Origin of the sequence: Massilibacteroides vaginae (assembly GCF_900178525.1) — a bacterium.
In the GTDB taxonomy this organism is placed as follows: Bacteria; Bacteroidota; Bacteroidia; order Bacteroidales; family Tannerellaceae; genus Massilibacteroides; species Massilibacteroides vaginae.
Window position 1 is genome coordinate 310,096 of the sequence record NZ_FXDJ01000007.1, and the last position, 19,872, is coordinate 329,967.

The following is a 19,872-nucleotide window of genomic DNA, read 5'->3' on the forward strand; positions in this document are numbered from 1 at the left end:
CCCAGTGCCTTATATAATTGTCAATGAATAAGATCCGCACAAACCCGGATAAAAACAACATTTTTTCCGATTCTAATTTTCAATATGTATAAAAATACTATATCTTTGCGCCTCGTATAACGAAGGTTATACAATCGGGATGTAGCACAGTTGGTAGCGCGCCACGTTCGGGACGTGGAGGTCGGAAGTTCGAGTCTTCTTATCCCGACTCAACAAGGGCAAATGAATTGATATTCAATTCGTTTGCCCTTGGTCGTAGATAGCGGTAAAGAGTATTATATCCTATACTTATCCCTAAAGATATACCGAATAAAAGCCCCGACACTAAGGCCAGGGCAAATCAAGTTCTTTGTAATCAAAAGCTAAAATGAACCTTACCTATCTCTTTTGAGAACTCCTGAATACTATTAAAAATCTTTTTAGATGTTTCTTTACTTGGATTTCTATACCCTGCGGCATAACTCCATAATTGTTTTTGATTTATTCCGGTAATTTCTTTCATACCTGCAAATGAGATGTACTTAGAATAGTATTTTAAGAATCCGGAGGTGTCAAAAGTAAACTCTATTTCATATGGTTCGGAAAACAACTTGTCTCCTTCTTCTTTCAACAACTTAATCGCTTCTAATAAACTGTTTTTTGTCTCTTCAACTGTGTCGCCGGCACCATATACTCCAGGTACATTTTCAATCCAGACACCAAACTGGTCTTTCCCACCTGTGATAATAGCTTTTAAAATATTTTTTTTCATAACCAGTTAAAAAAATTAATATATAATAAATTCAAATGAAGGATGGGGGCTATTTAAGCCCCATATCCTTTTGCAATCTAAGCCGAAGTCCTTCCGGAATCTCTTTAGAGCCATGATCCGGCACTGTGTACTTTAAACCATCTTTCTCGTAGATTACGTGACTTCCACTTTGTCGAACCTTAACCCATCCCTGACGGGTAATCATTCTGTGAAATTCTTTGTACTTCATTAACTCAAATATCGCTTTTGATTACACCACAAATGTAGGAAATATTTCCATCACAACCAATCTTTTTGATAGAAATATTTCCATCATAAAACCGTCTTACTTATCACAAGAAGAACTGTTATACTGTACTAATATTAATCACTATGACATTGCTGCCCTATTAAAATTCAACAATGACCAAAACAGAAGCATCCTATTGGTAGATTTTTTTCATTTTTTAAGTTAAAAACAGGGCTTTTTCTCCTCTTTTTTGAGATTCATATACACCACTGATAATCAGGGCATTGTATATTGACAAAAACACAAAGGTTATTTTTCCGAAAATAAAGGATATTTTCGGAAAAATAAAGGATATCTTTTCAATTATATAGTAATGTAAAAAAACGCCTCTACTTTAAGGCTGATTTTGAAATGTTAATTCGGTTGAAACGTCGGTGTTTGGTTTTTTATATATTTTATCCAGAACCAACGCGATGGCACCGTCTCCAACAACATTACAGGCAGTGCCAAAACTATCAATCGCGATGTAGACGGCTATCATCAACGCCACATCCGCTTCACCGAAACCGAGTATTGATTGCAACGGACCGATTGCTGCCATTATAGCTCCTCCGGGAACACCCGGTGCTGCAATCATTATAATTCCCAGCATGCAAATAAAACCTGCGAATGTTGCCAAATCGTGCGGGTAGCCTGTTATCATACATACAGCCAATGCTGTGGCTGTTATTTTCAATGTACTTCCTGCCAGATGGATGGTGCAGCACAACGGAACACAAAAGCCGGCCACATCTTCGTTTACGCCATTTTTCAATGTCTGCCGCAGCGTAACCGGTATAGTTGCAGCCGAAGAGGATGTGCCTAAGGCGGTTGCATACGCCGGCATCATAGTCCACAGTAGTTTAAACGGATTTTTCTTCACAATGGATCCGGCAACGAAATATTGGATTAACGGGAGTAGAATGTGAAGTACAAAGATTACACCTATTACCTTACCGAAAGTAGAAATTATACTGAATGCACTACCCGAAGTGCTCATATTTAAAAACATACCGAATATATAAAGCGGCAACAGCGGAATGATCACTCTGCTGATCACTATCTCCACAATCTCTTTTAGATCAGTAAGGAGCGATTTTATTGTTGCTCCTCCATTTTTCGACACAGTTCCGCCTAAGCCCAATACAAAAGCAAGCACCAATGCTGTCATAACATCAAACAATGGTGGTATTTCGATTACGAAATAAGAATTCAGCATCGCTTCTGCCGGGTTTACAATAGCTCCACCCGTATTTTGTGTACCCACATCAATTAGCGGGAATACTGCTTCACACGAAAAATAGGTCATAAATCCCGAAAAAAGCGTCGATCCATAAGCTATTCCAACCGTAAAGAGCAATAACTTACCGGCATTATTTCCTAAATCGGCTATACCCGGAGCAACCAATCCTAATATTATTAAAGGTATGCAAAACCCGAGAAACTGTGAGAAAAAGCTATTGAATGTCACAAAAATACGCGACAACCACTCGGGAAATATATAACCAAAGGCTAAGCCTAACACAATAGCTATTGCAACTCTTGCAAGTAAGGGTAGTTTAGAGAGTTTCATGGGTTTAATAATATTGGATTTTAGTTCGTATTTGAATTTCAGGTTTTAAACTTAACCAAATTCTTTAATATTATCCATTATTAAAGTTCTCTTTTTGTAATAAAATATCATATCTTTGCACCCGCAATACAAATGCATAAATTAATTATTCAAACATGGCAACAAAAATTAGATTGCAAAGACACGGTCGTAAAGGGTATGCTTTTTACCAGATCGTAGTCGCAGACAGCAGGGCTCCACGTGATGGAAAGTTTATTGAAAGGATAGGTTCATATAATCCGAACACTAATCCTGCTACAATAGATTTGAATTTCGAAAGAGCGTTGTATTGGTTACAAGTAGGTGCACAACCTACAGACACTACTCGCAATATCCTTTCTCGCGAAGGTGTATGTATGAAAAAACACCTTTTAGAAGGTGTAAAGAAAGGTGCTTTTGACGAAGCTGCAGCAGAAACAAAATTTCAGGCTTGGTTAACAAACAAAGAAGCTTCTATTCAATCTATCAAAACACAAGAAGCTGAATCAGCAAGAGCTGCTGACAAGGCGCGTTTAGAAGCGGAGAAAGCAGTTAACAAAGCAATTGCAGAAAAAGTAGCAAAGAAAAAAGCAGAACTTGCCGCAGCTAAGGCTGAAGCCGAAGCAGGTGATAGCGCAGAAGTAGCAGAAGCTCCTGCTACAGATGCTCCGGAAGCAAGTGCTGAATAATTTCTAAGTTCAGTCATAAAAAAAAGGATGTTGAATAATCAACATCCTTTTTTTTATGTAGCTCTATTTGTTTGCTACGATTAATCGTTAGCTTCTTCTAATTCATCTTCGTCATCTTCTTTTGGCGCCTTCCTCACAAAGAATGCACTTAATTCATACAGGCCATATAGCGGAAAGAACACAATACCTAATGTAAATGGATCACTACTTGGCGTAATAAATGCGGCTCCCACCAATAAAAACACGATCGCGTGACGTCTGTATTTATGAAAATAAGATCTGTTAATCAACCCGATCTTAGACAATAACCAGGATACCAATGGCATTTCAAAAACAACTCCCATAACAAAAATCAACATATAAAAATTATCCATATATGATTCAAGTGAGACTTGTTCCAGAATGGCTTCACTTAATTGATAAGTCGCCAAAAATCGTAAAGTCATCGGGAAAACCATAAAATACCCAACAGTACATCCCAAAAAGAACATCATTGTACCAAAGAAAAAGACCCAACGAACGTTTTTCTTTTCGTTCTCGTACAACGCCGGACTAATAAACCTCCATACTTCGTACATAAGATAGGGGAATGTTAGCAGTATTGCGAGCCAGAAGGAGGTGGTCATGTGTGTAAAAAACTGAGATGCCAGTTTTATATTGACAATCTCTACATGATAAGTATCACTGCAAAAATCGGGTAACAACGATGTCTGCGAGCTTATCTTACACATCCATTGGTAAATAATAAAATCGGATGTAGTCGGAGCTAATACCACCTTATCAAAGAGATAAGGCATAAAAGCAAACCCTGCGATAGCAAAAATAAAAAGCGCTAAGATGGCACGAAAGAGAGTCCAACGAAGTTCTTCCAGGTGATCCCAGAATGACATTTCTTCCTGTTGCATCTTCTTTTATTTCTTATCTGTATCGTCGATTTTGATATCGTCTTCTAAACCTTTTACGCCGTCTTTGAAATTTCTCACGCCTTTACCAATACCTTTCATTAGTTCAGGAATTTTCTTACCACCAAACAGCAGAAGAACAATGATTGCAATGATAATAATCTCACCTGTACCCAGGTTTCCAATAAATAATAGATTGTTCATGATATAATTTGTTTAATTGTTATTAATATCCCACTTCTTGTGCTGATTACATCCTTCATAATAGAACTTCAGACATAGGCAAAGATACTATTTGTAATGATCTACGCCCAATCTATTTCAAAATTATTACCTTTGCGGCGTCTTAAAAATCTGAAATTAGAAAAAGATTAGAAATATGAAAGCTTATGTATTCCCCGGGCAGGGAGCCCAGTTCGTTGGTATGGGCAAAGACCTTTACGACAACAACCCTCTAGCAAAAGAGCTGTTTGAAAAAGCAAATAAGGTATTAGGATTTCGCATCACAGACCTGATGTTTGAAGGTACGGATGATGATTTGAAACAAACAAAAGTTACGCAACCTGCTATTTTCCTACATTCGGTTATTCTGGCAAAAACATTAGGTGAAGAGTTTCAACCGGATATGGTTGCCGGACATTCACTGGGCGAATTCTCCGCCTTAACAGCAGCCGGCGCGCTTTCTTTTGAAGATGGTTTATCGTTAGTGTACAAACGAGCTCTTGCTATGCAAAAAGCATGTGAAGCATCTCCTTCCACAATGGCAGCAGTATTAGGCTTGCCTGATGAAAAAGTTGAAGAAGTATGTTTATCAATAACTGGAGAAGTTGTTGTTCCGGCAAACTATAATTGTCCGGGACAGATCGTTATTTCAGGAACAAACGAAGGCATTGATGCAGCTTGCGAAAAGTTATTGGCAGCAGGTGCTAAACGGGCTTTGAAACTTAAAGTAGGCGGTGCATTCCACTCTCCTTTAATGGAACCGGCACGTGCAGAATTGGCCGAAGCGATTAAGAACACAACAATTAAGGCTCCGATTTGCCCGATCTACCAAAACGTAAACGCAAAAGCCGAATCTAATCCGGATATGATCAAAACAAATTTGGTTGCTCAATTAACTGCACCTGTTCGCTGGACACAGTCTGTAGAAAATATGCTAACAGCCGGTGCTGATCATTTTATTGAATTAGGTCCGGGTGCGGTTCTTCAAGGTCTTGTTAAGAAAGTAAATAAAGAAATTCTTACTGAAGGACGCAGCTGATTCGCTACATAAAGATAAAAGATGCCTGAAATACTTGTCATACTACGACTTGGTTTCAGGCATTTTCATTAACAGTCTACCGACAGTCCATCATAAGCTATATGAACATTGTGCGGCAATTTACGCTCGGTGTCAATGTACAATCCGGCCTGATGACTCAGGTGAGTCAACAACGCTTGTTTAGGAGCTATCCGTTCGATTTTCTTTAACGCCTCATCAATCGTTTCGTGAGAGGGGTGTACTTCTTCTCTTAGCGCTTCTAAGATCAGCAAATCTAAACCGGCAAGTTTCTTATACTCCTCTTCCGGCAATTCTTTCATATCAGTCAGGTAAGCCATATTTCCTATCCGGTATCCGAGTATCGGCAAATGTCCATGAATTACACGTATAGGTATTATAGGTATAGTTGCTGCTTCAAAAGCTTCTACATCTATCTTATGCAAGGAAAAATGAGGTAACGCCGGATGCCATCGATCACGAAAAACATAGGGCATTTTAAGTTGTACCGTTTTCAGCACATTTTCTTCGGCAAAAATAGCCATGCTTTTATCACGGGAAAGCGGGCGTAAATCATCTAATCCTCCCACATGGTCATAATGCTCATGCGTAATCAGTACCGCATCTAAATGAGAAATGTTATTACTTAGCATCTGGTAACGAAAATCCGGTCCACAGTCAATCAGAAGTGTTTTACCATTAACTTCAACCAACAAAGACGAACGCATACGTTTATCGCGCTTATCTTTACTTTGACACACCTTACATTGACAACCAATCTCGGGAACACCTGTAGATGTTCCGGTACCTAAAAATAAAACCCTCATTAACCAATATATTTTACTTCAGGAGTTAATTCGATCTTAAACTTATCGTATACTGCCTGACGAATACTTTCCGCAACCAAAGCTATTTCATCTCCGGTTGCCCCTCCTAAATTAACAATTACAAGCGCTTGTTTTTCGTAAACACCTACATGTCCATGAGTTTTTCCTTTAAACCCACATTGTTCTATCAACCAGCCTGCGGGAATTTTAACCTCAGCTTCCGAAACAGGATAATGAGGCATCTCTCCGAACTTTTCGCTCAATGCGTCAAAATGCTGTTTTGATATCACCGGATTCATAAAGAAACTGCCGGCATTTCCAAATTCGTTGGCATCGGGCAATTTGCTAAGGCGAATAGCACAGATCGCTTCACGTATATTTACTAAATTCACCTCATCGTATGCAGCAAGACTTTCGTGTAAATTACCATAGTATAATACAAAAGATGGCTGCTTAGCAAGTCTTATATTTATATAGGTAATAATGTAAGGATCCGAATGCTCATTTTTAAAAATACTGGAACGGTAGCTGTATCCGCATTCGGCTTTGGAAAACGTACGCTTCTCAAAGCTCAGCTGATTATATGCTTCTACGCTTTCTATAACATCTTGGATTTCCATTCCATAAGCCCCAATGTTCTGAATTGCCGCGGCACCAGTCTCTCCGGGAATAAGGGAAAGATTCTCAATCCCTCCCCACCCTTTGTTAACGGCATAAGCAACAACATCATCCCATATTTCGGCCGCTCCGACTCGTAATGTCACAGAATCCTCGGTTTCCTCCTTGATTGTGATGCCACGTATCGCGGAATGTAAAATCACCCCGTTGAAATCACCTATAAAAAGAAGATTACTTCCGCTACCAATATGCAGTGATAAAGATTCCTGAAAATATTCATCGTGCAGAATTCTCAGTAATTCTTCTTCGCTTTCATATTCCATAAACCATCGCGTCTTTACATCCAAGTGAAATGTATTATGTTCATAGAGAGAGTAATCTTGTTCAATTTTCATCCTATTCGTTCTTAAATAAATTACACAAAGATAATTATTAATAATCATTGTTCTGAATAAACTAACAAATCAGAACCATGATTAAAATTCATTTTTCAAAAATAAACCCCATACAGCCACCCTATTATCCTAAAAAGAGAAACGCCCAATAGGCAATACAAAAAAAAGACAAAAATCTATAACTATCTGCCGAAAAAAGCCATAAGATAAATGAAATGAGGACCTATTTTTGTGTAGCTAATTAATTAATATAGAATCATGAATAAAGCTGAACTAATTGACGCACTAGCAGATAAGACTGGTTTAAACAAACAAGACGCCAAAAGAGCGTTAGACGCCTACATTGAAATTGTAACTGAACAAATGGCAAAAAAAGAAGAAATAACGCTAATTGGGTTTGGCAGTTTAACACCCAGGCCGCAATCTGAACGCTTGGCAAGAAACCCGAAAACAGGTGAACCTGTAATGATTAAACCCAGAACTTCTGTCAAGTTTAAACCCGGCAAATTCTTGCTTGAGGCAATAAACAAGTAAGAAACGATAATTTATCCTTTTCAGTCCGGATTCATTTTTTTTAAACTGAAAAGGATATTTTTTGCTTTTTTTCGTCTGTTAGTTTGTTAGATAGCGACATAATTTATACTTTCGACGCAAAAAATAACACATTAATGTCAAGGCTGTTATCAACCAAGATTAACAGCCTTTGTCTTATCTAAAAAACACTTTGAAAACAAATGGAAATTATTAATCTGGGTAATTCAAATTCAATTCTTAACCGATTTGTCGCCGAACTAAGAGATGTGAATATACAAAAAGACAGTTTGCGTTTTCGTAGAAATATTGAAAGAATCGGTGAAATTATGGCTTATGAAATAAGTAAACGTTTTACTTATGTAACCAAGGACATCCCTTCTCCATTAGGGATAGCCCCGATGAATATTTCGGACGACCGGGTAGTGATCAGTACCATTCTTCGTGCAGGTCTGCCCTATCACCAAGGGTTTTTAAGCTACTTAGACTATGCTGAAAATGCCTTTGTTTCAGCTTACAGGAAGTACAAAGACCGCCTGAATTTTGATATACACATTGAATACATCGCGTCTCCACGCATTACCGGAAAGACATTGATCATTACCGATCCGATGCTGGCAACAGGAAGTTCAATGGAGTTGGCTTACGAAGCTCTTTTAACGAAAGGCCAGCCTGCTCATATACATGTTGCGTCTATTATAGCCAGTCAGCAAGCGATAGATCTGCTTGAAAAAAGAATGCCTGAAAATACAACAATCTGGCTTGCGGCAGTAGATCCTGAACTGGACGACCATTCCTATATTGTTCCCGGTCTTGGCGATGCCGGAGATTTGGCTTACGGAGAGAAAGAGTAAGGGTTTCCTTACTTAAATTGCTTTATATCTTTTTATTAGATACCTTTGCGGCCGAATTTTAAAAGTAGGTCATGACAATTGATGTCGAAAAAAAAGAAATAAGAGCTGTTGCTCTTACTCCAATAGTACAGCAAACCGCCTTTTGGGCAGAAGTAAAAGCGAATCAGGGTATAACTCCTTTCGCTTTTGACTTTAAGGTTAAAAAGAATGAGGTGTTCGTAAATACAGAAGAACGATCTTCTACGGATGCCGACTTTTTAATTCTACAGCAAGCACTGAACAACGAACACACCATAGCCTATGTGCCTTACGGTCCTGAATTAGAACCTAGCGAAGAGATGCAAGGCGAATTTCTGGAAGAATTATCCGAAACGCTTCGTTCCTTTCTTCCCAAGCATTGCATCGGCATTCGTTACGACTTAGCCTGGCAATCGCACTGGGACACCAAAGAGTATTATGATGAAAATAAACTGTGGACAGGACCTCCCGAAAAGAAATATCAGGAGTTCCGTTTGAATTATAATACACAAAACTGGAATCTTCATCGGGCAAATTCGGACATACTACCCTCGAACACGATATACATCGACCTGACGGCTGACGAGAAACAGATTTTGGCGCGCATGAAACCCAAAACACGGTATAACATTCTGCTTTCAGCCCGAAAAGGAGTTACCGTTCGTCAGGCTGGTATGGACGAACTCAATGTTTGGTATAAGCTGTATTCAGAAACAGCCCAAAGAAACAAACTATTCCTGAATGATATCGACTATTTCAAAACCGTTTTGAACGCGCAAGCCGAAGACTCCCTTTCACCGGCCACGGTAGAGTTGCTGATGGCTGAAAAAGACGGCGAACCTATTGCCGCTATTTTCCTGATCATATCCGGAAACAGAGGTACTTACCTTTACGGTGCTTCTTCCTCAAAACACAGAAACTGCATGCCCACCTATGCCCTGCAATGGGAAGCCATACGCCGTGCCAAAGCCCGGGGCTGTTTGCAATACGATATGTTTGGTGTTTCTCCCGGTCCGGACACCTCTCACCCTATGTATGGACTATACAAGTTTAAAAGCGGATTCGGCGGAGAATTATTCCACCAGATGGGATGCTGGGATTATCCTTTTGACGACGACAGATATAAACTATTCATTGCCGCCGAAATGCATAGTCAAGGCTATCATTTATAAGTATCTTCACAAAGCAACCGCTCAAAAAGTTCGAAATAGTTCCCAATATGGTAGCCATCAAGCAAGCCATGATGCGCTTCTACCGAAACGGGCAAATACTTTTCGCCGTTTAATTCAAAAATTTTACCGAATGAGATTCGAGGAATAGAATCTTTATTATCATGGTGTTTCGGATGCAGGATACTTGTAAAACTAACCCAAGGAATTGTGGTATGCCGAATCAGATCAACCTCATCATTTTCCTTATCCAACCTTAAACCTGTAGAGTTCCGAACCTCAGCAATTTCAGCCTGCAATCTCTCATTAAAGAGATTAAAATCAGCATCATACTGAACATAAATAAAAGCAAACGTATGGTCTTGCCGGATGATAGTTGTCCCCGCATTGATTGTATCCAACTCGTAAACCTTATCATCAATAATCCTGTATTTGAATTCCTTAATACTATTTACCGCCACCATTGACTTATGCCAATAATAAGCAAACAAAGACAAGTTATTTTCCTTTGCCACCCTACAAGCATGCGTACACTTCACATTAGCCGTCACCCCCAGAAAAGGACTGGCCATTTCAGAAAAGAAATGATAATGTTCTTTTCTATTCCAAGTTTCTATATCTATCAAATTCATCTTATATTCTTCTTTTTTAGCCTTCTTCCTTCACAATCATTGATCAGACAACTCATTAAAACTAATTTCCGACAAGATTTTATCAGATTCCAGAACATGTTGGCCGGATGGAGGATTAGAGGCATAATGCAACATTAAGTAGGCAAGTTCTTTCACCGGTAAAGGACGAAAACCTCTAAACAAACCTATACTGTTAAAGAAACGTATTACGTGTTCGGCTATCTTCTCCCCCTTGCGGTCTGTTTCCGGTCTTATTAAAGGACCTGGACGGAAAATTATAAAACTCTTAAACCCCATTGACTCTACAGCTTGTTCTAATTCACCTTTCATTCGGGCATAAAAAAACATGGCACGAGGGTTTGCCGACGAAGAAGATATCAACAAAAATGTCGGAACATGATTCTCTTTAGCCGCACGGGCAAAAGCCAGTTGATAATGATAGTCTACCTGATATTGAGCCTCTTTGCTACCAGCTACCTTCAAAGTTGTCCCCATACAGGAGAAAGCGACATCCCCCTTAACCAAATGAGCCCAACTTGAGTAGTTATTAAAATCGACAACTGCTTGTTCTAACTTCTCATGTGTATATCGCAGAGGCTTACGAACGAGTGCAATAACCTTATTAACAGCCTGATCCTTTAAAAGAAGCTGCAATAACTCTGCACCTGTAGCTCCACTCCCTCCTATTATAATTGCTTCCATAAGTTATTCTTTCAAGTTTAAAGATAATCTTTCGAATACAAATTCGACTAAAATAATTTCTTTTTTCGTAAAACAAATACACTTATATAACATTGTTCAAAGACTAAAAGCATAAAAAAAGAGTGAAACCAGGTCACTCTTTTCTATGTTTTTTCTTAAATGTCACGAACCAAACTCAAATACCTAAAAACTTAAATGGAGCAGATGGTTTAAATGAACTATTTGCTTTACCACTATATGTAGCAAAATTATCCAGACTAAGTTTTAATACTTTTCCTTTTTCGCTTAAGTCAAATTCTTTCAGATTTACCCAAAAAGTATTGGGCGTTAGCACTGTTTCAAAGAAATACACTAAGTTTTTGTGATCAGACACAGCTCTCCAACGTGTAGATGAAATATTCGGTTCTGTTTCGGATGATATTCCAAATGGCACAGAACAGTTCCGGATAACACTGAATACGCTGGCTGTTGATGTACGAACATCATTCGTTTGAGGTATGGCTTGAATATAATACGAAGCCCGAACAAAACGATCTGCCGCACGATTAGTTCCAGGAAGCATGATTGTTCCCGGAATTCCCTTCCAATATTCATTCAAAGCCAATTGCTGTTCAAAAACAGGAGAATTAGTCATAACCACATAAGACGGATCATGATGGATTACCAGCTTACCGTTTATATATTCGAAGATAGCGTTATCACCCTGAGCGTCTGATACGGATAAATGCAAAGTGGTAAATTTCTCACTGCCGGGAATATAATCACTTACTATAACAAATGGCTCATCCTTCAGATAACTGACCGCTTCGTCTACCGTAGCAAAATTATCCAGTATATACTGAGCCCATAAGGAAATAGACATTCCCTGTTTTGCTTCATTCGGATTAAATTTTGGATATTCCGACTCTACCAACCACAATATATTTGCAACTAAGCCCTTTTCGTTCAGGCCGTCAGCAGTTGCAATATCCCACGCGGTAGCAATAACACTTCCATATTTTGATGTCCACTTTACAGAAAGAGGTCCAATCTCACCATTCCGTTGAATCCCTTTTGGAAACACCCATAAATTAGCATTTATCTCAGTCTTCCAATCCATTGATCGAGCTGTAATAACAGTACTCTCAGGCCCCTTATATACAACACGAGTACAAGCCTGTACCGAAGAGCTGTACATAACATTTGTCAAAACAAAAAAAGAAAAGAAAAAGAGACTAATTACTCTCATAACATCTTACACTTTTAATTTAACATAATAACACTTTAATTAAAAACAATTTAATCTGCATTATGTTTAACTCAAACCATTAGAAACCAATCACCTCATTTTTTTGCATTTATCTTTGCTAAGTTGTTACATCATACCTCAACGATTCTTTATTGCCACCCCGTGTAAAGAGAAAATTATTTGAAGCTCTTGTAATCGTCTGTTGAGGCTCTTGTAATCGTCTGTCGAAGAGCTTTGAATTGTTTGTTGAAGAGCCTCAAACTTTCATTTGATAGAATCTTTGGTAGAAACAAGAAGCTAAGTCTTTTTATTTCAGAGAGATCGATTTTAGAATGTAAAAGCGGATAAAATAAAATCAGCGAACCGGAAATATATTGAATTCACGAATTATAACTAACAGAACTTCCACTTGCCCCTTCGATCCTTTCGTTTCTCTTATCTCCGGTCGACGAGCAAACCCTTAGAAAACAAAAAGAACGCCCTGAAATCAGGACGCCCTTTGCGGAAGCGGGGGGATTCGAACCCCCGGTACAGTTACCCGTACGTCAGTTTAGCAAACTGGTGGTTTCAGCCACTCACCCACACTTCCTTGGAAATGCGATGCAAAGATATAGGTATATTTCTGAATAAACAAGGCTTTTACTTATATTTTAAGGAAAAAGATACTACTTTTACAGGCGATTCTGATACTCAATTGATTATTATTTTATGGCCAATAAAAGAATGTCGAAATTTAAGGTTTTAGGTATAATTTTTTCCCTGATTATTTTAGTCGGGGCATCTTGTGCATATTATATGTATAATGTATTGTATGGACGCACATATAAAGTATCCGAACCTGTTTTTTTATACATCGACGACAGCAAAAATTTCGATTTACTGTGCGAACAGCTGCTGGACATCGCTCCTGCAAACGATGTTACGAACTTCCGCGCGTTAGCTAAATACCTGCATTATCCGGAAAATATGCGTACGGGTAAGTATGGTATCACGGACGGAATGAGTCAAATGGAGTTAATAAATATGTTCAGGCGGGGGCAGCAAACATCTGTCAGACTCACGTTTAATAATATCAGGTTGAAAACCGATCTAGCTGAACGACTTGCCGAACAATTAATGATAAGTGAGCAGGATATTTTGCCTTTATTAAAGGACTCCACGTACTGTATTTCTCTCGGTTTTACAACCGAAACCATAAACGCGATGTTTATTCCGAATACCTACGAAGTATATTGGAACATTACTGCGGATCGTTTGTTTCAGCGTATGAAAAAGGAATATGACAGCTTCTGGACGGAAAACAGAATAAACAAAGCGAATGCTATCGGACTATCTCCTGTTGAGGTGAGTATCTTAGCTTCTATTGTTGAAGAAGAAACAGCGGCAGGTGATGAATATCCTATTGTTGCCGGTTTATATATCAACCGGTTAAAACGCAACATACCTCTTCAGGCCGATCCCACGGTTAAGTTTGCCATTGGAGATTTTTCTTTGCAACGGATACTTTACGAACATCTGGAAATCGAATCTCCTTACAATACATATAAATATGCAGGCTTACCTCCGGGTCCCTTGCGCACTCCTTCTATCCGAAGTATTGACGCGGTATTAAACCATACGGAACACCGGTATTTATATATGTGTGCAAAGGAAGATTTCTCCGGACGGCATAATTTTGCAATCACATTGGCTGAGCACAATAGAAATGCCGAACGCTACCGGGCCGAACTAAACAGAAGAAAGATTAGGTGACAATTTCATAACTTTTTATCACAAAAAGGCTATCTTTGATTCTCATTTTAAAGAAGTATTCAATAAGAAAACAAACTCGCATACATGGAAAAACGTCTTTTTTTAGGGGATGAAGCCGTAGCACAAGCAGCGATAGATGCCGGCTTATCCGGTGTTTATGCCTATCCCGGAACCCCATCAACAGAAATCACAGAGTACATACAAAACTCACCCATCGCGCAAGAAAGAGGAATTCACAGCAGATGGAGTACCAATGAAAAAACAGCTCTCGAAACCGCATTAGGGATGAGTTATGCAGGAAAGCGCGCGCTCTGTTGCATGAAACACGTCGGACTGAACGTTGCGGCAGACTGCTTTATGAACGCGGCAATGAGCGGAATCAACGGAGGATTAATTATACTTACTGCTGATGACCCTTCAATGCACTCCTCGCAAAACGAACAAGACAATCGCTTCTACGGAAACTTTGCCATGCTCCCGATGCTCGAACCTTCAAATCAGCAGGAAGCTTACGACATGATTTACGATGGTTTTGAATTGTCTGAAAAATTAGGTTACCCCATTCTTTTCCGTGTAACTACCCGTATGGCTCATTCTCGCGCGGGCGTTGTTACGCGCCCTATGAAAGAAGAAAACAAAATGAATTGTCCGGAAGACGGCCGTCAACGCTTTATTCTTCTGCCTGCTCTGGCTCGTAAGCGTTTCAAAACATTACTTGCCGCGCAAGAGGGTTTTGTTGCTGCTTCAGAGGCTTCATCTTACAATAAATATTTTGACGCACCCGATAAAAAATTAGGCATCATCACTACAGGTATTGCATTCAATTATCTTTCGGAGAATTATCCTGACGGGTTTGATCACCCTGTTTTGAAAATAACACAATATCCTCTGCCAAGAACGTTGATAACCAAACTCGTGGAAGCGTGTGATGAATTACTGATTCTTGAAGAAGGATTCCCGTTTGTTGAGGAACAATTAAAAGGTTACCTCGGCACAGGTTTAAAAATCCACGGACGGTTGGATGGCACACTTCCCCGTGATGGTGAACTAACGCCGGATTCTGTTGCACAGGCATTGGGCAAAGAGGTAAAGAGTTTCTATACTGTTCCGCCGGTTGTTGAGCAACGCCCACCTGCATTATGCCAGGGTTGTGCCCACAGAGATATGTATGATGCGTTGAATGATGTGCTAAAAGAATACGACGGATCAAAAGTATTCGGAGACATTGGCTGCTACACCTTAGGTGCTTTGCCTCCATTCCGCGCGATTGATTCCTGCATAGATATGGGAGCTTCCATCACTATGGCAAAAGGGGCGTCTGATGCCGGAGTACATCCGGCTATTGCAGTAATTGGCGACTCTACATTTACCCACTCGGGCATGACGGGTTTATTGGATTGTGTTAATGAAAACAGTCCGGTCACAATCGTGATTTCCGACAATGAAACAACAGCGATGACAGGAGGACAGGATTCTGCCGGAACCGGAAAAATTCAGTCGATCTGTTTAGGTATCGGAGTTGATCCGGCGCACATACACACGATAGTGCCTGTGAAAAAGAATTATGAAGAAATGAAAAACATCATTCGTGAAGAAATAAATTATAAAGGTTTATCCGTATTGATCACCTGCCGCGAATGTGTCCAGACTTTAACCCGTAAGAAAAAATCAGCAAAACAATGAAAGCAGATATCATATTATCAGGAGTAGGCGGTCAGGGAATTCTATCCATTGCCGCCGTTATCGGAGAAGCCGCTTTGAAAGAAGGATTACACATGAAGCAAGCAGAAGTGCACGGCATGAGTCAACGAGGTGGTGATGTACAATCAAACCTGCGTATTTCGGACAAACCTATTGCTTCCGACCTTATACCAAAAGGCAAGGCCGATCTAATTATTTCTCTCGAACCAATGGAAAGTCTGCGTTATCTTCCTTATTTGAAAGAAGATGGTTGGTTGGTTACCAACGCGCGTCCTTTTATTAATATTCCGAATTATCCGGAAATAGAAACGGTAAATAAGGAATTGGAAAAGCTGCCGAACAAGGTTGTTCTGGATGTTGAAGCTATAGCCAAAGAGTTAGGATCTATCCGAGCAGCTAACATTGTAATGCTCGGAGCTGCAACTCCTTTTTTAGGTATTGAATACGATAAAATTGAAGACGGTATCCGCCGCATATTCGGAAGAAAAGGCGAGGAGATTGTTAATATGAATCTGGAGGCGTTAAAAGCCGGATACGAAGTAGCTAATAAAATTCATAAATCATAGCGATTTATTTAATCCGGAACAGACATGAGAACGATTATTTTAATCTTATCTTTTTCTCTCTGGACTTTTTCCAACTTTGCGCAGATCCGCTTGGAAGGATTCAATCAAAAATCCATCGACCAATCCTTATACGAAGGTCGATGGAAAGCTCGTTGGATATCGGTTCCCGAAGAGCCGGCAAACATATTCGGTGTATATCATTTCAGAAAGAGCGTTGAACTAACCACTAAACCGGCTACATTTATTATACATGTATCGGCAGACAACAGATACAAACTCTATGTAAACGGAACAGAAGTATCCGTTGGTCCGGCGCGTGGTGATATTTATAACTGGAATTTCGAAACAGTAGACATTGCGCCCTTTTTAAAAAGCGGAAAGAATACACTCGCGGCAGTAGTCTGGAATTACGCGGAAAGAAAGCCGGTTGCCCAGATCAGCTTCAATCAAACCGGGTTTATCTTACAGGGAAATACGGAAAAAGAATCTATTGCAAATACAGACAACACTTGGTTGTGCCACACAAATAAAGCTTATAGTCCGCTAAACGTTAAGGTGCCCGGTTATTATGTGGCCGGTCCGGGAGAAAAGACAGATGCCTCCCGCTATCCTTGGGGATGGGAAACTTCAGAATTCAATGACTCAGGATGGAAAAAAGCGCAGGCTGGTATAGAAGGTGCCATGAAAGGAGCCAGAGATTACCCCGGTCGACTTTTAGTGCCCTCTCCTATCCCACCCATGGAGAATAAAACCGAACGCTTCTCGGCTATACGTATTGAAGAAGGAATAAAAGTTCCAGCCGGATTCCTTTCTCAGGAGAAGGAGCTGGTTGTCCCGGCAAATACAAAAGTCAGACTTCTTTTGGACAACAAAGTGCTTACCACAGGCTACTTGTCGGTATTATTCAGTCAGGGTAAATCGGCTGAAATAACCTTAGGTTACGCAGAAGCGCTGTATTATGACGATTCACAGGAGATTACAAAATCCTATCCCTCCAACTCTAAAGGAAACAGAGACGATATTAAAGGAAAGAAATTTGTTGGCTATGAAGATAAAATCATCGCCGATGGAGGAGATAACAGATTGTCTACTTCTCTTTGGTGGCGTACTTGGCGATACGTAAACCTGATCGTTGAAACCAAAGACAGTCCGCTGGTCATTCATGATATTTACGGCACTTACTCTGCCTATCCATTCAAAAATGAAACCACATTTGCTGCACCCGGACATGAGCAATTGAATAAAATGTTGGAAATAGGCTGGCGAACAGCTCGTCTGTGCGCGAATGAAACCTATATGGATTGCCCCTATTACGAACAGCTTCAATACTTTGGCGACACTCGCATTCAGGCAATGATCTCCCTTTACAACACGACGGACACACACATGGTTAAGAACGCTATTGAACAAGGGCGTCAGTCTATTGTTGCAGACGGGATTACGATGAGCCGTTATCCATCCGGATTACATCAGTTTATTTCTTCCTTTTCACTGTGGTGGATATGTACAGGGCATGATTACTGGCTGTATCGTGGTGATGATGAATATGTAAAGACGCTGCTCCCGGCCTTCCGGGGTGTATTAGCCTGGTACGAACAATGGCTTAAGCCTGATTACAGTTTAGACTATGTACCGCATTGGTTCTTCGCAGACTGGTCTGCCGGATTTCCGCATGGAGAACCGATCAGAGAAAAGAACGGTAATTCGTCATTTCAAGACTTAATGTATATCCTGACATTGGAGGCGGCTGCCGAAATGGAACAAGCCATCGGCATTCCTTCTATGGCAACACACTATCGTTCTATAGCATCTTCAATACGATCTACTATCAAACAAAAATACTGGAACACAGAGCGGTCTCTCTTTGCAGACACGCATGATCACAGAAGCTTTTCACAACACGTTAATGCTCTTGCCGTCATTGCCGGTATCGTAGAAGGAGATGAAGCGAAAGCCGTAATGCAGAAAACATTGACCGATTCGTCTTTGGCGCAGGCTACCATTTATTTCCGCTACTACGTACATCAGGCGCTTAGTAAAGCAGGCATGGGAGATCAACTTCTTGACAACCTGCAAACCTGGAACGACCAAATGGCTCTTGGACTAACTACTTGGGCGGAACAGCCGGAACCTTCCCGTTCAGACTGCCATGCCTGGGGATCAAGTCCAAATATTGAGTTCTTCCGCATTCTTCTCGGCATAGACAGCTCCGCATCCGGATTTAGTAAAGTTCGTATCGAACCGGCCTTGGGTAAACTAACCGAAGCGTCAGGAACAATCCCTCACCCGAAAGGTAAAATATCTGTTGCATATAAAATCAACAAAAAAGGTGTTCTTACTGCTGAAATAACGTTACCAGCTTCTGTTACAGGCCAATTCATCTGGAAAGGAAAACAATATGCCCTGAACAGCGGAAAACAAACAATAACAATCTAAACAATAAACGCGTAGTTGGTATAAGCACTTGATTTTGTACTTTTGCCAATAATATTAAAATCGAAAAAAGAACATGAAACCTACATTATTCGTACTTGCTGCCGGAATGGGTAGTCGTTATGGGGGACTGAAACAATTAGACGGATTAGGACCCAACGGAGAAACGATCATGGACTATTCTATCTTTGACGCTATCCGTGGCGGATTCGGTAAATTAGTTTTTGTTATCCGTAAATCTTTCGAGCAGGATTTTGCTGAAAAGATCATATCTAAATACAAAGATCACATACCGGTTGAACTTGTTTTTCAGGAATTAGATAATTTGCCTGCCGGTTTTAAATGCCCGGAAGGACGCGAAAAACCATGGGGAACAAACCACGCCGTACTGATGGGTAAAGACGTGATTAACGAACCTTTTGCGGTAATCAACGCAGATGATTTTTATGGGAAAGACAGTTTTGCCGTTTTGGGTAAAGAGCTGTCAGCTATGACAGGTACCGAAAATCAATATTGCATGGTAGGCTATCGCGTAGGTAACACATTAAGTGAAAGCGGATCGGTTGCCCGTGGTGTATGCGAAACGAACAAAGAGAATTTCCTTACAGGAGTAGTTGAACGCACCGCTATCGAACGTACAGACGGAGAAATACAGTTTACGGACGAAAACGGCCAAAAGGTTATCTTACATGAAAACACACCGGTTTCGATGAACATGTGGGGATTCACACCGGATTATTTCAAACACTCGGAAACCTCTTTCATCAATTTCCTGAACGCGAATCAAGGCAACCTCAAGTCTGAATTCTTTATTCCGCTAACGGTAAACGAGCTCATAACTTCCGGCACATCAACCGTTAAGGTTCTCGACACTACCTCAAAATGGTTCGGCGTTACCTATGCCGATGACCGTCAGGGCGTAGTAGATAAAATTCAGGCACTCATTACTGCCGGAGAATATCCGAACAGACTCTTTTAAGCATAACG

At 40.2% G+C, this 19,872-nt stretch carries 20 protein-coding genes and 2 tRNA genes; 11 read left to right on the forward strand and 11 right to left on the reverse strand.

Annotated elements, in window-relative coordinates; translation table 11 throughout:
• Window positions 1-135 precede the first annotated feature (135 nt).
• Window positions 136-208: transfer RNA gene (locus B9Y81_RS04275), tRNA-Pro, on the forward strand.
• A 147-nt stretch (window positions 209-355) separates the two neighbouring features.
• Here B9Y81_RS04275 and B9Y81_RS04280 read toward each other — a convergent pair.
• The 3 genes from B9Y81_RS04280 to B9Y81_RS04290 form a co-directional block, all read right to left on the reverse strand.
• Window positions 356-751 (reverse strand): type II toxin-antitoxin system HicB family antitoxin, encoded by a 396-nt coding sequence (locus tag B9Y81_RS04280; RefSeq protein ID WP_085535759.1) that lies wholly within the window; start codon window positions 749-751, stop codon window positions 356-358.
• Window positions 752-800: 49 nt separating this feature from the next.
• Window positions 801-980, reverse strand: a complete 180-nt coding sequence (locus B9Y81_RS04285; protein ID WP_085535760.1) for a type II toxin-antitoxin system HicA family toxin — start codon at window positions 978-980, stop codon at window positions 801-803.
• A 394-nt stretch (window positions 981-1,374) separates the two neighbouring features.
• Complete coding sequence (locus B9Y81_RS04290) at window positions 1,375-2,592, reverse strand: dicarboxylate/amino acid:cation symporter (RefSeq protein ID WP_085535761.1); 1,218 nt, start codon at window positions 2,590-2,592, stop codon at window positions 1,375-1,377.
• Between the two features lie 155 nt (window positions 2,593-2,747).
• Between B9Y81_RS04290 and B9Y81_RS04295 the strand changes: the two genes are divergently transcribed.
• Complete coding sequence (locus B9Y81_RS04295) at window positions 2,748-3,299, forward strand: 30S ribosomal protein S16 (protein ID WP_085535762.1); 552 nt, start codon at window positions 2,748-2,750, stop codon at window positions 3,297-3,299.
• Between the two features lie 80 nt (window positions 3,300-3,379).
• Here B9Y81_RS04295 and tatC read toward each other — a convergent pair whose 3' ends face one another.
• Both tatC and B9Y81_RS04305 read right to left on the reverse strand, forming a co-directional pair.
• Complete coding sequence (gene tatC, locus B9Y81_RS04300; protein ID WP_085535763.1) at window positions 3,380-4,204, reverse strand: twin-arginine translocase subunit TatC; 825 nt, start codon at window positions 4,202-4,204, stop codon at window positions 3,380-3,382.
• 6 nt (window positions 4,205-4,210) lie between these two features.
• Entirely contained in the window at window positions 4,211-4,405 is a 195-nt protein-coding gene (locus tag B9Y81_RS04305; protein WP_085535764.1) for a Sec-independent protein translocase subunit TatA/TatB, read from the reverse strand.
• A gap of 175 nt (window positions 4,406-4,580) precedes the next feature.
• Between B9Y81_RS04305 and fabD the strand changes: the two genes are divergently transcribed.
• A complete protein-coding gene (gene fabD, locus B9Y81_RS04310) occupies window positions 4,581-5,462 on the forward strand; it encodes an ACP S-malonyltransferase (RefSeq protein WP_085535765.1) in 882 nt (293 codons plus the stop codon).
• A 68-nt stretch (window positions 5,463-5,530) separates the two neighbouring features.
• On the opposite strand, the gene B9Y81_RS04315 is transcribed toward fabD, so the two are convergent.
• The gene (locus B9Y81_RS04315) at window positions 5,531-6,286 is read right to left on the reverse strand and encodes an MBL fold metallo-hydrolase (protein WP_085535766.1); all 756 of its coding nucleotides are present in this window, start codon (window positions 6,284-6,286) and stop codon (window positions 5,531-5,533) included.
• The gene (murB, locus tag B9Y81_RS04320) at window positions 6,286-7,299 is read right to left on the reverse strand and encodes a UDP-N-acetylmuramate dehydrogenase (protein ID WP_085535767.1); all 1,014 of its coding nucleotides are present in this window, start codon (window positions 7,297-7,299) and stop codon (window positions 6,286-6,288) included. The genes B9Y81_RS04315 and murB overlap by 1 nt, the downstream gene beginning before the upstream one ends.
• Before the next feature lie 258 nt (window positions 7,300-7,557).
• On the opposite strand from murB, the gene B9Y81_RS04325 reads away from it, so the two are divergent.
• The 3 genes from B9Y81_RS04325 (at window position 7,558) to B9Y81_RS04335 (ending at window position 9,874) form a co-directional block, all read left to right on the forward strand.
• On the forward strand, window positions 7,558-7,833 hold the full coding sequence (locus B9Y81_RS04325; protein ID WP_085535768.1) for an HU family DNA-binding protein: 276 nt from the start codon (window positions 7,558-7,560) through the stop codon (window positions 7,831-7,833).
• 200 nt (window positions 7,834-8,033) lie between these two features.
• Complete coding sequence (gene upp, locus B9Y81_RS04330) at window positions 8,034-8,684, forward strand: uracil phosphoribosyltransferase (RefSeq protein ID WP_085535769.1); 651 nt, start codon at window positions 8,034-8,036, stop codon at window positions 8,682-8,684.
• A gap of 71 nt (window positions 8,685-8,755) precedes the next feature.
• Window positions 8,756-9,874, forward strand: coding sequence for a lipid II:glycine glycyltransferase FemX (locus tag B9Y81_RS04335; RefSeq protein WP_085535770.1), 1,119 nt, complete (start codon window positions 8,756-8,758; stop codon window positions 9,872-9,874).
• Here B9Y81_RS04335 and B9Y81_RS04340 read toward each other — a convergent pair.
• The 4 genes from B9Y81_RS04340 to B9Y81_RS04355 all read right to left on the reverse strand — a co-directional run bounded on the left by B9Y81_RS04340 (window position 9,865) and on the right by B9Y81_RS04355 (window position 13,022).
• Complete coding sequence (locus B9Y81_RS04340; RefSeq protein WP_085535771.1) at window positions 9,865-10,503, reverse strand: chloramphenicol acetyltransferase; 639 nt, start codon at window positions 10,501-10,503, stop codon at window positions 9,865-9,867. The two genes, B9Y81_RS04335 and B9Y81_RS04340, sit on opposite strands and share 10 nt — an antisense overlap.
• 36 nt (window positions 10,504-10,539) lie before the next feature.
• On the reverse strand, window positions 10,540-11,205 hold the full coding sequence (locus B9Y81_RS04345; RefSeq protein WP_085535772.1) for an NAD(P)H-binding protein: 666 nt from the start codon (window positions 11,203-11,205) through the stop codon (window positions 10,540-10,542).
• 175 nt (window positions 11,206-11,380) lie between these two features.
• Entirely contained in the window at window positions 11,381-12,382 is a 1,002-nt protein-coding gene (locus B9Y81_RS04350) for a linear amide C-N hydrolase (protein WP_262494095.1), read from the reverse strand.
• Window positions 12,383-12,935: 553 nt separating this feature from the next.
• A tRNA-Ser gene (locus tag B9Y81_RS04355) sits at window positions 12,936-13,022 on the reverse strand.
• A gap of 119 nt (window positions 13,023-13,141) precedes the next feature.
• On the opposite strand from B9Y81_RS04355, the gene mltG reads away from it, so the two are divergent.
• From mltG to B9Y81_RS04380, 5 genes are all read left to right on the forward strand, one after another.
• The gene (mltG, locus tag B9Y81_RS04360; RefSeq protein ID WP_085535774.1) at window positions 13,142-14,185 is read left to right on the forward strand and encodes an endolytic transglycosylase MltG; all 1,044 of its coding nucleotides are present in this window, start codon (window positions 13,142-13,144) and stop codon (window positions 14,183-14,185) included.
• Window positions 14,186-14,269: 84 nt separating this feature from the next.
• A complete protein-coding gene (locus tag B9Y81_RS04365; protein ID WP_085535775.1) occupies window positions 14,270-15,868 on the forward strand; it encodes a thiamine pyrophosphate-dependent enzyme in 1,599 nt (532 codons plus the stop codon).
• Window positions 15,865-16,452, forward strand: a complete 588-nt coding sequence (locus tag B9Y81_RS04370) for an indolepyruvate oxidoreductase subunit beta (RefSeq protein ID WP_085535776.1) — start codon at window positions 15,865-15,867, stop codon at window positions 16,450-16,452. Before B9Y81_RS04365 ends, B9Y81_RS04370 begins: the two co-directional genes overlap by 4 nt.
• Before the next feature lie 24 nt (window positions 16,453-16,476).
• Entirely contained in the window at window positions 16,477-18,888 is a 2,412-nt protein-coding gene (locus B9Y81_RS04375; protein ID WP_085535777.1) for an alpha-L-rhamnosidase-related protein, read from the forward strand.
• Window positions 18,889-18,961: 73 nt separating this feature from the next.
• Entirely contained in the window at window positions 18,962-19,864 is a 903-nt protein-coding gene (locus B9Y81_RS04380) for a glycosyltransferase family protein (protein ID WP_085535778.1), read from the forward strand.
• Window positions 19,865-19,872: the final 8 nt, after the last annotated feature.

Bases quoted from the DNA above. Each gene is read 5' to 3' on its own strand.
- B9Y81_RS04340 (WP_085535771.1), bottom strand. From the start codon at position 10,503: ATGAATTTGATAGATATAGAAACTTGGAATAGAAAAGAACATTATCAT.
- B9Y81_RS04345 (WP_085535772.1), bottom strand. From the start codon at position 11,205: ATGGAAGCAATTATAATAGGAGGGAGTGGAGCTACAGGTGCAGAGTTA.
- B9Y81_RS04295 (WP_085535762.1), top strand. From the start codon at position 2,748: ATGGCAACAAAAATTAGATTGCAAAGACACGGTCGTAAAGGGTATGCT.
- fabD (WP_085535765.1), top strand. From the start codon at position 4,581: ATGAAAGCTTATGTATTCCCCGGGCAGGGAGCCCAGTTCGTTGGTATG.
- B9Y81_RS04280 (WP_085535759.1), bottom strand. From the start codon at position 751: ATGAAAAAAAATATTTTAAAAGCTATTATCACAGGTGGGAAAGACCAG.
- mltG (WP_085535774.1), top strand. From the start codon at position 13,142: ATGGCCAATAAAAGAATGTCGAAATTTAAGGTTTTAGGTATAATTTTT.
- B9Y81_RS04365 (WP_085535775.1), top strand. From the start codon at position 14,270: ATGGAAAAACGTCTTTTTTTAGGGGATGAAGCCGTAGCACAAGCAGCG.
- B9Y81_RS04375 (WP_085535777.1), top strand. From the start codon at position 16,477: ATGAGAACGATTATTTTAATCTTATCTTTTTCTCTCTGGACTTTTTCC.
- B9Y81_RS04370 (WP_085535776.1), top strand. From the start codon at position 15,865: ATGAAAGCAGATATCATATTATCAGGAGTAGGCGGTCAGGGAATTCTA.
- B9Y81_RS04350 (WP_262494095.1), bottom strand. From the start codon at position 12,382: ATGTACAGCTCTTCGGTACAGGCTTGTACTCGTGTTGTATATAAGGGG.
- B9Y81_RS04285 (WP_085535760.1), bottom strand. From the start codon at position 980: ATGAAGTACAAAGAATTTCACAGAATGATTACCCGTCAGGGATGGGTT.
- upp (WP_085535769.1), top strand. From the start codon at position 8,034: ATGGAAATTATTAATCTGGGTAATTCAAATTCAATTCTTAACCGATTT.
- murB (WP_085535767.1), bottom strand. From the start codon at position 7,299: ATGAAAATTGAACAAGATTACTCTCTCTATGAACATAATACATTTCAC.
- tatC (WP_085535763.1), bottom strand. From the start codon at position 4,204: ATGCAACAGGAAGAAATGTCATTCTGGGATCACCTGGAAGAACTTCGT.
- B9Y81_RS04380 (WP_085535778.1), top strand. From the start codon at position 18,962: ATGAAACCTACATTATTCGTACTTGCTGCCGGAATGGGTAGTCGTTAT.
- B9Y81_RS04335 (WP_085535770.1), top strand. From the start codon at position 8,756: ATGACAATTGATGTCGAAAAAAAAGAAATAAGAGCTGTTGCTCTTACT.
- B9Y81_RS04315 (WP_085535766.1), bottom strand. From the start codon at position 6,286: ATGAGGGTTTTATTTTTAGGTACCGGAACATCTACAGGTGTTCCCGAG.
- B9Y81_RS04325 (WP_085535768.1), top strand. From the start codon at position 7,558: ATGAATAAAGCTGAACTAATTGACGCACTAGCAGATAAGACTGGTTTA.
- B9Y81_RS04290 (WP_085535761.1), bottom strand. From the start codon at position 2,592: ATGAAACTCTCTAAACTACCCTTACTTGCAAGAGTTGCAATAGCTATT.
- B9Y81_RS04305 (WP_085535764.1), bottom strand. From the start codon at position 4,405: ATGAACAATCTATTATTTATTGGAAACCTGGGTACAGGTGAGATTATT.